The sequence below is a fragment of the Streptomyces sp. SDr-06 genome, from assembly GCF_003324565.1.
Classification (GTDB): Bacteria; Actinomycetota; Actinomycetes; order Streptomycetales; family Streptomycetaceae; genus Streptomyces.
The window spans coordinates 84,371-97,732 of sequence record NZ_QOLA01000012.1 but is presented as its reverse complement, the minus strand read 5'-3'; the positions used below and the strand labels follow the sequence as shown (position 1 = coordinate 97,732).

6 protein-coding genes are annotated in these 13,362 nt (G+C 74.3%); 5 read left to right on the top strand and 1 reads right to left on the bottom strand.

The window, feature by feature from the left end:
- Positions 1-64 precede the first annotated feature (64 nt).
- Positions 65-2,935 (bottom strand): YbhN family protein, encoded by a 2,871-nt coding sequence (locus DT019_RS23500; protein WP_223279724.1) that lies wholly within the window; start codon positions 2,933-2,935, stop codon positions 65-67.
- Between the two features lie 221 nt (positions 2,936-3,156).
- Between DT019_RS23500 and DT019_RS23495 the strand changes: the two genes are divergently transcribed.
- The 5 genes from DT019_RS23495 (at position 3,157) to nudC (ending at position 13,268) form a co-directional block, all read left to right on the top strand.
- Positions 3,157-3,552 carry an MGMT family protein gene (locus DT019_RS23495; protein ID WP_317617794.1) on the top strand — a complete coding sequence of 132 codons (396 nt, stop codon included), beginning with the start codon at positions 3,157-3,159 and terminating at the stop codon, positions 3,550-3,552.
- A 161-nt stretch (positions 3,553-3,713) separates the two neighbouring features.
- Positions 3,714-7,058 carry an ATP-dependent helicase gene (locus tag DT019_RS23490; protein ID WP_114038869.1) on the top strand — a complete coding sequence of 1,115 codons (3,345 nt, stop codon included), beginning with the start codon at positions 3,714-3,716 and terminating at the stop codon, positions 7,056-7,058.
- A 35-nt stretch (positions 7,059-7,093) separates the two neighbouring features.
- The gene (locus tag DT019_RS23485) at positions 7,094-10,798 is read left to right on the top strand and encodes a UvrD-helicase domain-containing protein (protein ID WP_114038984.1); all 3,705 of its coding nucleotides are present in this window, start codon (positions 7,094-7,096) and stop codon (positions 10,796-10,798) included.
- A 10-nt stretch (positions 10,799-10,808) separates the two neighbouring features.
- Positions 10,809-12,224, top strand: a complete 1,416-nt coding sequence (locus tag DT019_RS23480; RefSeq protein ID WP_114038868.1) for a dipeptidase — start codon at positions 10,809-10,811, stop codon at positions 12,222-12,224.
- 72 nt (positions 12,225-12,296) lie between these two features.
- Entirely contained in the window at positions 12,297-13,268 is a 972-nt protein-coding gene (nudC, locus tag DT019_RS23475; RefSeq protein ID WP_223279723.1) for an NAD(+) diphosphatase, read from the top strand.
- The last annotated feature ends 94 nt before the right edge of the window (positions 13,269-13,362 follow it).

The window sequence follows — 13,362 nt, the reverse complement described above, 5'->3', positions numbered from 1 at the left end:
CGAGCGGCCTTCAGGCGCGAACGGGGTCTGGGGCGGAGCCCCAGGGCCTTCCACGCGGGGTGGGCTACAACTGGCCCTTGCGGGTCAGGTAGTTGAAGCAGAGCCACCCCGGCAGCACCGGCAGCCAGAACGTCAGCAGCCGGTACAGCAGCACCGCCGACGTCGCCGTCTCCGCGGTCATGCCCGCGATCGTCAACGCCGTGGACAGCGCGAGCTCCACCGCGCCGACACCGCCCGGCGTCGGCGCCGCGGAGCCGAGCGCGTTGGCCGTCAGGAAGACCACCGCCACGCTCGCGTAGCTCAGCGTGTGCTCGCTCCCCGTACCGAAGGCACGGATCGACGCGTCGAGGCACATCACGAACACGCCCGTCAGGAGCAGCATGCCGCCGATCCCGGTGATGAGCTTCTGCGGGCGCTGGAGGACGTCGAGCATGCGCGGCACCACACCGGCGAACAGCGAGCGGACCCGGCTGACCACGAACTTCCGAAGGAACGGGACCGCCGTGACCACCAGGATCAGCACGGCCGCCGTGAGCAGGCCCGCGATCACGGTGCGGGACGGCGACAGTTCCGAGGTCTGCTCGGTACCGGTGACGTACCCGAAGATCAGCAGCAGCGAGATGTGCGAGGCGAGCCCGAAGAGCTGCGACGCGCCGACGCTCGCCACCGCGAGCCCCGGCCGTACCCCCGCGCGCTGGAGGAACCGCGTGTTGAGGGCGACGCCGCCGACCGCGGCCGGCGCCACCAGCTTCACGAAGGAGCCCGCGACCTGTGCGATCACCGCCCGCCAGAACGGCACCCGCTCAGGCACGAAGCCGAGCAGGCTGGCCGCTGCGGCGGGGTAGGACAGCGCCGAGAACAGTACGGCCGCCGCGACCCAGCCCCACTGGGCGTTCGCGATCAGATCGCCGAACTTGATGTTGGTGAGCTGCACCAGGAGGAAGTACGCGGCGAACGCGCCCGCCACGAAACTGATCAGCGTCTTCACCTTGATGCGCTCCAGGCGCACCGGCTCGACGGGGGCCTGCGGGCGGATCAGCAGCACCTGGTGGCGGATCTGGGTGAGCAGATCGTCCTCGTGCGCGTCTTCCAGGGCCTCGTCGATGGCGAGCTTCTCGGCCTTCTTCTCGGCCTTGACCGCCTTGCGGTCGTCGGGGGCGGCGGGCACGGCCTCCGGGTGCGCGGCGGCCTCCTTGGCGGCGGCCGCCTCCGCCGCCTTCGCCTCCTTCGCCGCGTCCGAGGCCTCCAGGACCGCCTCGCGTTCGCGCTGTGCCTGCTCGCGGCCGAGCTTGCGCAGCGTCGCCCGGGTGGAGCGGCTCAGCGCGATGGGCTGGAGCAGCGGGAGGCTGTCGGCGACCGCGTCCGGGCCGAGCACGTCGAGCGCGGAGGCCACCGCGCGCTCGGCGCCGACCCGCAGGCCGAGGGTGGTGAGCAACTGGGCGATGTCCATCCGGAGCACGATGTCGCCGGCCGCGATCTCACCGCCGCGCAGATCGGTCACGATCACCTTGCCGGAACGATCCACCAGGATCGCGTCGCCCGCCAGCCTGCGGTGCGCGATCCGTCGCGACTGGAGCGCCTCCACCTGCCGCCAGGTCTCGCGCAGCAGGTCGTCGGTGATCTCCTTGTCCTCCAGGGAGTCCAGGGAGCGGCCACCGGTGTGCTCGTACACCAGCATCACGGCGTCCGGGCCGAGCTCGGACGTGGCGATCAGTTTGGGCGCGTTGGCCCCGGCCGCGATCGCCGCGTACGCGAGGAGCGCCTCCTGCTCCAGGGCCTGGCGCAGCGACTGGATCGAGCGGCGGGTGGTGATGGAGCGCAGCGTCAGGCGGCGCCAGACGCGGTAGAAGAAGCCCTGGGCCTGCTGTTCGCGGTCGACCACGGTGACGTCGAGGGGCGGCCCGTCCTCCAGCGTGACCAGATAGCGCCGGCCCCGCTCGCCCTGCTCCATCGAGTCGGGCACGTCCTCGGCGCGCAGCGCGCTCACCGGGTTGAAGCCGACGTGGCGAAGGCCCGCGAGCAGGGTCTGCCCGGTGGGCCGCACATTGGGCGAGCCGACCGCGTAGAGCGTGCCGTACGCGACCGTCCAGCCGATCAGGATCGTCACGATGATCGAGAACGGGGTGGTCTGTCTGCCGACGAGCACCGCGAAGGAGTTGAGCAGCAGCACCGCCCACAGCGCCACCCGCCATCTGGGTCTGCGGGCCATGCCGACGGCCGTCATGTAGGCGATCACGGGGGCGAGATAGCCGTGCACGGGGTCGGTGAGGGTGCCCGACGCGGTCTGGCGGGTCAGCGCCTCGGTGATCGAGCCGGGCGCGGACTTCGCGACCCACAGGTCGGTGGCGAGGGCGACACCGTGCGCGAGGACCGCGGCGAGCACGCCGTCCGCGATGCGCAGCCCGTCGCGTTTGATCAGCCGCTCGATGGCGAAGGCGACGGGCAGCACCAGGACGGCGATGCTGGAGGCGAGCCCGGCGAGGCGGATCAGGACGTCGGGGGTGCCGGTGGTGCCCTTGGCGATGTCGTCTTCGAGGCCGGACGTGGTGCCGTGCGCGAACGCGGCGATGGCCAGCACGGCGGCGATGGCGAGCACACCCGTGAGCAGCCGGAGCAGGTCCGAGGGACGGTGCACGCGCGCGGGCAGCAGCGGTTCGTCCACCAGGACGCGCTCGATCGAGCCCGACGGGTCGTCGCACAGGGCCTCGCCGCCCCCGCCGTCCTCCGGGGCGCCGGAGTCCCGGGGGCGGTCGGGGCCTCCGGCGTCCTTCGAGGTGCCGGAGTGCTCGCGGCCCTCGCGGTCCGTGTCGCTGTCGGAGCCTTCCGCCCCGGCGCCGGGAGTTCCCGCCTCGTCCGACGGCTCACCAGCACCGGACGCGGCGGCCTGTCGCCCCGCTCCGGGGGTGCCGCTCGCCGCCGCCTCGGGTGGCTGCACGCCCCGCTCCTTCGCTGACTCGTCCGTCTTGTCTCTGTCTCGTATCACCGCTCACCGCCCGCACGATGGTGGCATGTCCAGAGATCCCAGGGGGGCATCAGGGTGCATTGCCCGGGCGTGCGTGGTGTGAGCCGCGCCCCTCGCGCACTCCGCGGCCGGAGCGCGCCCGGGTACCACCCGGCCCGGGGCGACTGTCGGTGGCGTACGGCAGGATGGAGCGGATGAGCCAGCAGCAGAGGGACCGCCCGGGCGAGCCGCTGCCCGAGATCCCCGCATACGCGGAGCGGGTGCTCGAGGTGACCGAGCACATTCCGCCCGGCCGGGTGATGACGTACGGGGATGTCGCGGAGTGGCTCGGCGAGGGAGGGCCGCGCCAGGTCGGCCGGGTCATGGCGCTCTACGGCGGCGCGGTGCCCTGGTGGCGGGTGGTGCGGTCGGACGGCGCGCTGCTGCCCGGGCACGAGCTGCGCGCCCTGGAGCACTACCGGGACGAGGGCACTCCGCTGCGCGAGGCGGCCCGGTCCGCCGAGGGCCATCTGCCGCGGCTCGACATGGCACGGGCGCGCTGGGACGGCTCCGGCGGCGGCGCGGTCGGCGGCGGGGCGTCTCATACCTGACAGCTTCCGCCATCCGGCGTCGCCCGGGGCGGCCTGAGGACCGTACGGATGACTCGCTGCGTGCCGGGCACGGTTCGGCGTACCGTCGAGGGTCCGCGCCTGCCGCGCAGGCCCCGTCCACACCATCACGACCAGCACACCCACCAGGACCGGCGATCCACGTGAGCTCCTCCTTCTCCACCGGGCGTACGACGTACCAGCAGGCACGTCGGCGGTCCCCGGGCGCGTACCGACTGGTGCGCACACCGCCGGACCCGGTGGATCCCCCTCTCCTTGACGCACCGCAGCGCAGGGTGGTTGACCACGCCTCGGGTCCGCTTCTGGTGCTCGCGGGGCCCGGCACCGGCAAGACCACCACGCTGGTCGAGGCGGTCGCGGCCAGGGTCGCGGCCGGTACGGATCCCGAGCGCGTCCTGGTGCTCACCTTCAGCCGCAAGGCGGCGGTCGAGCTCCGCGACCGCATGGCGCTGCGGCTCGGCGCGGGCGCGAAGAGCCCGCAGGCGACCACGTTCCACTCGTACTGCTACGCGCTGGTCCGGGCGCACCAGGACGCCCAGCTGTTCCGTGAGCCCCTGCGGCTGCTCTCCGGTCCCGAACAGGACGTGGCCGTACGCGACCTGCTGGCCGGCCAGATCGACCTCCAGCGCAGCGGCCTCGCGCACGTGAGCTGGCCCGACGAACTGCGGGCCTGCCTGACCACGCGCGGCTTCGCCGACGAGGTGCGCGCGGTGCTTGCCCGCAGCCGCGAACTCGGCCTCGGCCCCGACGCCCTGGCCCGCTTCGCCCAGCGGGCGGGCCGGCCGGACTGGAAGGCGGCCTCGGCGTTCCTCGCCGAGTACCTCGACGTCCTCGACCTCCAGGGCGTCCTGGACTACGCGGAGCTCGTGCACCGCGCGGTGCTGCTCGCCGAGCGCATCGAGCTGCCCGTCTACGACGCGGTGTTCGTCGACGAGTACCAGGACACCGACCCGGCGCAGGTACGGCTGCTGCGGGCACTCGCGGGCGGCGGACGCACGCTGGTCGCGTTCGGCGACCCCGACCAGTCCATCTACACCTTCCGGGGAGCCGACATCAACGGCATCCTCGACTTCCCCGACACCTTCGCGCGCGTCGACGGAAGCCCGGCGCCGGTCGAGGTGCTCACCACCTCGCGCCGCTCGGGCACCGCGCTCCTGGCCGCCACCCGGCTGCTGACCCGCCGCATGCCGCTGCCGCGCCTTCCCGCCGAGCGGGTCCGCGCGCACCGCGACCTGGCGCCCACCCGCACCGGCGGCCGCGTCGAGACCTACACCTACCCGACGGCCTCCACCGAGCTGGAGAACATCGCGGACCTGCTGCGCCGCGCCCACCTCGAAGAGGGCGTGCCCTGGCAGGAGATGGCCGTCCTGGTCCGCGCGGGCACCCGCACCATCCCGGCGCTGCGCCGCGCCCTGACCACGGCGGGCATCCCCGTCGACACCTCCGGCGCGGACACCCCGCTGCGCGACGAGCCCGCCGCCGCGCCGCTCCTCACCGCGCTGCGGCAGGTGGCGCAGGCGGCGCTCACGAGCGGGGCCGGAGCCCGCGCGACCGGTCGGGTCAGCCTCGTCCACCCGCGCCGCACGCCCCCCGAAGGCCCGGCGGAGCCCCCTTCCTGGCTCGACCCCGAGACCGCGCACACCCTGCTCACCTCGCCGCTGGGCGGCATGGACACGGCCGACCTGCGCCGCCTCGGACGGGCCCTGCGCGACGAGGAGCGGGCCGCGGGCAACCGCGTACCGGCCCCCTCCGACGTGCTGCTCGCCCGCGCCCTCGCCGAACCCGAACGCCTCGTCGCGCACGACCCCTCGTACGCCCGGGGCGCCCAGCGCCTCGCCGCCCTGCTGCGCAAGGCCCGCGAGCTCCTGGAAGGCGGCGGGACGGCCGCCGAGGCGCTGTGGGAGCTGTGGAACGGCACCCCCTGGCCGCAGCGTCTTGAGCGCGCCGCGCTGCGCGGCGGCGCGGGCGGCCGGGCCGCCGACCGCGATCTCGACGCGGTCTGCGCCCTGTTCGACACGGCGGCCCGCGCCGAGGAGCGCACCGGCGGCCGGGGCGCGCTCAACTTCCTCGAAGAGGTCGACGCGCAGGACATAGCGGCCGACACCCTGACCCGCCGGGCCGTCCGCCCGGACGCGGTGCGCGTCATGACCGCCCACCGCTCCAAGGGCCTGGAGTGGAGCCTGGTCGTGGTCGCCGGGGTGCAGGAGGGGCTCTGGCCCGACCTGCGCCGCCGCGGCTCGCTCCTGGAGGCCGACCGCATCGGCCGCGACGGCCTGGCCGAACCGCTCACCCCGGGCGCCCTGCTGGCCGAGGAACGACGCCTCTTCTACGTCGCGGCGACCCGCGCCCGCGACCGCCTGGTGGTGACCGCCGTCAAGGCCCCGGCCGACGACGGCGACCAGCCCTCCCGCTTCCTCACCGAGCTGGGCGTCGAGCCCCGCGACACCACCGGCCGCCCCCGCCGCCCCCTCGCGGTCGCCGCCCTGGTGGCCGAGCTGCGCGCCACCACCGTCGACCCGGAGGCCTCCGACGCGCTGCGCGAAGCGGCCGCCGAACGCCTGGGCCGCCTCGCCGCGCTCACCGACGAGGAGGGCCAGCCGCTGGTCCCGGCCGCCCATCCGCACCGCTGGTGGGGCCTGGAGGAACCGACCCGCTCGCAGGTCCCGCTGCGCGACCGCGCTGTGCCACTCGCGCTGTCCGGCAGCGCCCTGGGCCAGCTCGCCGACACCTGCGCCCTCCAGTGGTTCCTGGGCCGCGAGGTGAAGGCCGACGCGCCCGCCACAGCGGCCCAGGGCTTCGGCAACGTGGTCCACGTACTCGCCGACGAGGTCGCCTCCGGCCGGACGCCCGCCGACCTCGCCGTCCTGATGGAGCGGCTCGACTCGGTCTGGGACGCGCTCGCCTTCGACGCGCCCTGGAAGTCCGTCCAGGAGAAGCAGAACGCGCGTGCCGCCCTGGAACGCTTCCTCCAGTGGCACACCCTGGACCGCGCGGGCCGCACCCCCGTCGCCACGGAGCACGGCTTCGACGTGATCCTGGAGGCGGGCGAGTACGAGGTGCGCATCCGGGGTTCCATGGACCGCGTCGAGCAGGACGTCGAGGGCCGTGCCTACGTGGTCGACTTCAAGACCGGCAAGCAGGCGCCCACCGCCGCCGAGGTCGCCGCCCACCCGCAGCTCGCCGTCTACCAGCTGGCGGTCCGCGAGGGCGCCCTGGACGAGGCCTTCGACGGCCGCCGCCCGGAACCGGGCGGCGCCGAACTGGTCCACCTGCGCCAGCCCGCCCCCCAGCGCGAGGGAGGCGACGCCTACCCCAAGGTGCAGGCCCAGCAGCCCCTGGCGGGCGAGTGGGTGGGTGACCTGCTGGCCACGGCGGCGGGCAAGGTCCTGGACGAACGCTTCACCCCGACCCCGGGGACCCACTGCACCCACTGCACGTTCCGGGCCTCGTGCACGGCCCAGCCGGAGGGACGCCAGGTGGTGGAGTAACCCCCTTGTCAGCGCTCCCCACTACCCTTTCCGACGTGCCCACCCACCTCACCGACCCCGAGCAGCTCAAAGAGCTCCTCGGCATCCCGTTCACCCCGGAGCAGACGGCCTGCATCACCGCCCCGCCCGCCCCGCAGGTCATCGTGGCCGGAGCCGGCTCGGGCAAGACCACCGTCATGGCGGCCCGGGTGGTGTGGCTGGTGGGCACGGGCCAGGTCGCGCCGGAGCAGGTGCTGGGGCTGACCTTCACCAACAAGGCCGCGGGCGAGCTCGCGGAGCGGGTGCGCACCGCGCTGATCAGGGCGGGCATCACCGATCCGGATGCCCCGGAGCCGGAGCAGGGCGAGCCCGGCATCTCCACGTACCACGCCTTCGCGGGACGCCTGCTCACCGACCACGGCCTGCGCATAGGCCTGGAGCCCACCTCGCGGCTGCTCGCCGACGCCACCCGGTTCCAGCTCGCCGCCCGGGTGCTCCGCGAGGCCCCGGGCCCGTACCCGACGCTGACCAAGTCGTTCGCCTCCCTGGTCAGCGACCTGCTCGCGCTCGACGCCGAGCTCGCGGAACACCTCGTACGTCCCGAGCGGCTCGCCGCGTACGACCAGGAGCTGCTGCGCACCCTGGAGGGTGCCAGGCTCAGCAACGCCGAGCTGCGCAAGGTGCCCGAGGCCGCCGCGGCCCGGCTCGAACTGCTCGACCTCACCACGCGCTACCGGGCCGTGAAGAAGAGCCGCGACCTGCTCGACTTCGGCGACCAGATCGCGCTGTCGGCCGAGCTCGCCCTCAGCCACCCCGAGGTCGGCCGGATCCTGCGCGAGGAGTTCAAGGTGGTGCTCCTGGACGAGTACCAGGACACCTCGGTCGCCCAGCGCCGACTGCTCGCCGCGCTGTTCGGCGGCGGCACCGGGCACGCCGTGACCGCCGTCGGCGACCCCTGCCAGGCCATCTACGGCTGGCGCGGCGCGTCGGTCGCCAACCTCGACGACTTCCCCCGCCACTTCCCGTACGCCGACGGTCGCCCCGCCACCCGTCAGGCCCTGTCCGAGAACCGCCGCAGCGGCGGCCGCCTCCTCGATCTCGCCAACTCCCTTGCCGCGCCGCTGCGTTCGATGCACGCCGGGGTGGAGGCACTGCGTCCGGCCCCCGGCGCCGAGCGGGACGGAAGCGTGCGCATCGCCCTGCTCGACACCCACCAGGAGGAGATCGAGTGGCTCGCCGACTCGATCGCCCACCTGGTGCGCACCGGCAAGGCCCCCGGCGAGATCGCCGTCCTGTGCCGCACGGCGGGCGACTTCCCGCAGATCCAGGGCGCGCTGGTGGCCCGCGACGTCCCCGTCGAGGTCGTGGGCCTGTCCGGGCTGCTCCACCTGCCGGAGGTGGCCGACCTGGTGGCGGTCTGCGAGGTCCTCCAGGACCCGGGAGCCAACGCCCCGCTCGTCCGCGTCCTGACCGGCCCGCGCTGGCGCATCGGCCCCCGCGACCTCGCGCTGCTCGGCCGCCGCGCCCGCCAGCTCGTCCGCCGTCCGCCGAGCGACTCCGACGACCCCGACCAGCGCCTCGCCGACGCCGTCGAAGGCGTCGACCCGGCCGAGGTGATCTCGCTCGCCGACGCCCTGGACACCTTCCTCGAAGGCGGCGAGGACGACGGGCTGCCCTTCTCCGCCGAGGCCCGCGTCCGCTTCGCCCGCCTCGCCGCCGAGCTGCGCGACCTGCGCCGCTCGCTGGCCGACCCGCTCATGGACGTCCTGCACCGCGTCCTGACCGTCACCGGTCTCGACGTCGAACTCTCCGCGTCCCCCCACGCGTTGGCGGCCCGCCGCCGCGAGACGCTCTCCGGCTTCCTCGACACCGCGGCGAGCTTCGCCGCGCTCGACGGCGAGGCGTCCCTCCTCGCCTTCCTCGGCTTCCTGCGCACCGCCGCGCAGTACGAGAAGGGCCTGGACAACGCGCTGCCCGGCGGCGAGAACACGGTGAAGGTGCTCACCGCCCACAAGTCCAAGGGCCTGGAGTGGGACGTGGTCGCCGTCCCGGGCCTGGTCACCGGAACGTTCCCGTCCACCCAGGCGCGGGAGGCCTGGACGGCCCAGGCGAAGGTCCTCCCGCACGCGCTGCGCGGCGACGCCCCCACGCTGCCCGTCGTCGAGGAGTGGGACGCGAAGGGCCTCAAGTCCTTCAAGGAGGCGATGAAGGACCACCAGCACACCGAGGAACTGCGCCTGGGATACGTCACGTTCACCCGCCCCCGCTCCCTGCTGCTGGGCTCGGGACACTGGTGGGGCCCGAGCCAGAAGAAGCCCCGGGGGCCCTCCGCGTTCCTGCACGCGCTGTACGACCACTGCGCCGCGGGCCACGGCGAGATCGAGGCCTGGGCGGACGAACCGGCCGAGGGCGCCGAGAACCCGGCCCTCCACGAGTCGGCGACCACCCATGCCTGGCCGCTCCCGCTCGACCCCGAGTCCCTGGCCCGCCGCCGGGCCGCCGCCGAGCGCGTCCTGGCCCATCTGTCGACGGCGGCTCCCCAGGAAGAGGCGCCCCCGCACCCCGAAACGCCCTCCTCTCATGAGGACGCGCCGTACGGGGGCGTGCCCCCGGAGGGCACGCGTCCGGAGGGCGGCCCCTACGAGCACGCCCCGTCCCCGTACGAGCACGCTCCTCACGACGACGAGCCTTTCGCCGGTGAGCCGTACGAGGACGAGCTTTACGGGGGCGAGCCGTACGGGGAGGGCCCCTTCCCTCCGGACGAGGCGTTCCCGCCTCATGAATTCCCCCCTTACGGAGAAGGGGAGTTCGCTCACCCGGCCGACCCCGTTGACGTCGGTTACCCCGCCGACCCCGCCGACTTCGCCGACGACTGGGACCTGCTGACCGGGGAGCGCCCGGCCACCGCGCCGCCCGGCGACGCCCCGACCGGGCCCGCCGAGCACACCCGGAGCGGGCCCGGCAGGGCCCCCCGGGCCCATGAGCACGTTCTCGCTCCCGGCGACATCCCGGCCCCCCGCCTGACCCCCGAGGACCGCCGCACCCTGCACTCCTGGGACCGCGACCTGGAGGCGCTCACCACCGAGCTCCGCCGGGCCCGTGCCACCACCCTCGACGTGCCGGTGCCGGCCTCGCTCACCGCGTCCGAGCTGCTGAGGCTGGCCGCCGACCCCGACGGCTTCGCCCGGGACCTGGCCCGCCCCATGCCGCGCCGCCCGCAGCCCGCCGCGCGCCGGGGCACCCGCTTCCACGCCTGGGTGGAGTCCCGCTTCGAGGAGCTCCCGCTGCCCATGCTCGGCCCCGACGAGCTGCCCGGAGCGGACGACAGCGAGGCCGACATCGCGGACGAGCGCGACCTCGCCGCCCTCAAGGAGGCCTTCGAGCGCACCCCGTACGCGGCCCGCACCCCGTTCCGCACTGAGGCGCCCATCCAGCTGACGCTCGCTGGCCGGGTGATCAGGGGCCGCATCGACGCGGTCTACAAGGAGGGCGAAGGCGCGCTCACCACGTACGAGATCGTCGACTGGAAGACGGGTCGGCAGGCCACCGCGGACCCGCTCCAGCTGGCGGTCTACCGGGTCGCCTGGGCCGAGCAGATGGGCGTGCCGCCGGAGTCGGTCGACGCCGCGTTCGTGTACATACGCACAGGTGAGACGGTCCGCCCGGCCAGCCTGCCGGGCCGGGCCGAGCTGGAGGCGATCCTCCTGGGCCACCGTCCGCAGGGCGGACCGGAGGACCGGCCACCGCCTGCGGCCGGATAGGCTCAAGGGCATGAGCGAGACCCCGGACAGCGCCGTCCAGACCGCCACCGCGACGGTGCGCGCCTACATCGAGCAGCACCGCGCCGCCTTCCTCGACGACCTCGCGGAGTGGCTGCGCATCCCGTCCGTGTCGGCCCAGCCCGGCCACGACGCCGATGTACGGCGCAGCGCCGACTGGCTCGCCGCCAAGCTCCGCGAGACGGGCTTCCCGGTCGCCGAGATCCTGGACACCCCCGGCGCCCCCGCCGTCTACGCCGAGTGGCCCTCGGGCGAGCCGGGCGCGCCCACCGTCCTGGTCTACGGCCACCACGACGTGCAGCCCGCCGCCCGCGAGGACGGCTGGCACACCGACCCCTTCGAGCCGGTGATCACCGACGGCCGGATGTACGGGCGCGGCGCCGCCGACGACAAGGGTCAGGTGTTCTTCCACACCCTCGGCGTCCGCGCGCACCTCGCCGCGACCGGCCGCACCGCGCCCGCCGTCAACCTGAAGCTCCTCATCGAGGGTGAGGAGGAGTCGGGTTCGCCGCACTTCCGGGCCCTGGTCGAGGAGCACGCCGAGCGCCTCGCCGCCGACGCCGTGATCGTGTCCGACACCGGCATGTGGTCCGAGGACACCCCCACCGTGTGCACGGGCATGCGCGGCCTCGCCGAGTGCGAGATCCAGCTGTACGGCCCCGGCCAGGACATCCACTCCGGCTCCTTCGGCGGCGCGGTGCCCAACCCGGCGACCGCCGCGGCCCGCCTCGTCGCGGCCCTGCACGACACCGACGAGCACGTCACCGTCCCGGGCTTCTACGACGGCATCGCCGAGCTGACCGACGCCGAGCGCGAGCTCTTCGCCGAGCTGCCCTTCGACGAGGCGGACTGGCTGGACACCGCCAAGTCGCAGGCGCCGCTGGGCGAGGCCGGTTTCTCCACCCTGGAGCGGATCTGGGCCCGCCCGACCGCCGAGGTCAACGGCATCGGCGGCGGCTACCAGGGCCCCGGCGGCAAGACGATCATCCCGTCCTCGGCGATGGTGAAGCTGTCCTTCCGCCTGGTCGCGGGCCAGGACCCGAAGCACATCGAGAAGCTCGTCACCGACTGGGTCGCCGAGCGGATCCCCGCCGGGATCCGGCACGAGATCGCCTGGAGCGCGGGCACCCGGCCGTGTCTGACCCCGCTCGGCCACCCCGCGCTCCAGTCCGTCGTCCGGGCCATGAGCACGGCCTTCGGCACCAAGGTCCGCTTCACCCGCGAGGGCGGCTCGGGCCCCGCCGCCGACCTCCAGGACGTACTGGCGGCGCCGGTCCTGTTCCTGGGGATCTCGGTCCCCTCCGACGGCTGGCACGCGCCGAACGAGAAGGTCGAACTGGACCTGCTGTTCAAGGGCGTCGAGACCTCCGCCCACCTGTGGAGCGACCTCGCCGCCACGACAGCCTGATCCCTCAGCCCGCGCCACCGGCTGACAGAAATCGCTGAACACACCATCCACCCGGGGGAGTTGGAAGCACCTGTGAGCACCACCAGCAGTGAAGCCGTCACGGACCAGCCGATCGGGCTCGCCACGCCCATCGGTCTCACCGCGCCCAGCGGCATCGACCGGGCCGCGCACCACCGCCTCGACGAGGCCTGGCTCGCGGCTGCCTGGAGCCATCCCACGACCCGGGTCTTCGTGGTCTCCGGGGGACAGGTCCTGATCGACGAACCGGCGGACGGTGGCGACGGGCGCACCGAACTCGTCATGACCCCGGCCTTCGAGGCCCCGGTCACCGAGACCCACCGCTATTTCCTGGGCACCGACGAGGACGGCGTCAGCTACTTCGCCCTGCAGAAGGACGCGCTGCCCGGCCGGATGGACCAGTCGGCCCGGCCCGCCGGGCTGCGCGAGGCCGGCCTGCTCCTGTCGCCGCGCGACGCGAGCCTGATGACGCACGCCGTCGCCCTGGAGAACTGGCAGCGCCTGCACCGCTTCTGCTCCCGCTGCGGCGAGCGCACCGTGATCGCCGCGGCCGGTCACATCCGCCGCTGCCCGGCCTGCGGCGCCGAGCACTACCCGCGCACCGATCCTGCGGTGATCATGCTGGTCACCGACGAGCACGACCGGGCGCTGCTCGGCCGCCAGGTGCACTGGCCCGAGGGCCGCTTCTCCACCCTCGCGGGCTTCGTCGAGCCCGGCGAGTCCATCGAGCAGTCGGTGCGCCGCGAGGTGTTCGAGGAGGCGGGCGTCACGGTCGGCCCGGTCGAGTACGTGGCCAGCCAGCCCTGGCCCTTCCCGTCCAGCCTGATGCTCGGCTTCATGGCCAAGGCCACCTCGTCCGAGATCAACGTGGACGGCGAGGAGATCCACGAGGCCCGCTGGTTCTCCCGCGAGGACCTGGCCGCGGCGTTCGAGTCCGGCGAGGTGCTGCCCCCGTACGGCATCTCGATCGCGGCCCGCCTCATCGAGCTCTGGTACGGCGAGCCGCTGCCGAAGCCGACGCACTGAGCCCGGCCCGCGCCGGGGGGCCGGACCCCGGGCCGGGCACGCGGAAGGCCCCCGTCCACGATCGGACGGGGGCCTTCCGGCTCGGTCGGGCGGA

Coding starts and splice junctions, on each gene's coding strand:
- DT019_RS23480 (WP_114038868.1), top strand. CDS start 10,809: ATGAGCGAGACCCCGGACAGCGCCGTCCAGACCGCCACCGCGACGGTG.
- DT019_RS23495 (WP_317617794.1), top strand. CDS start 3,157: ATGAGCCAGCAGCAGAGGGACCGCCCGGGCGAGCCGCTGCCCGAGATC.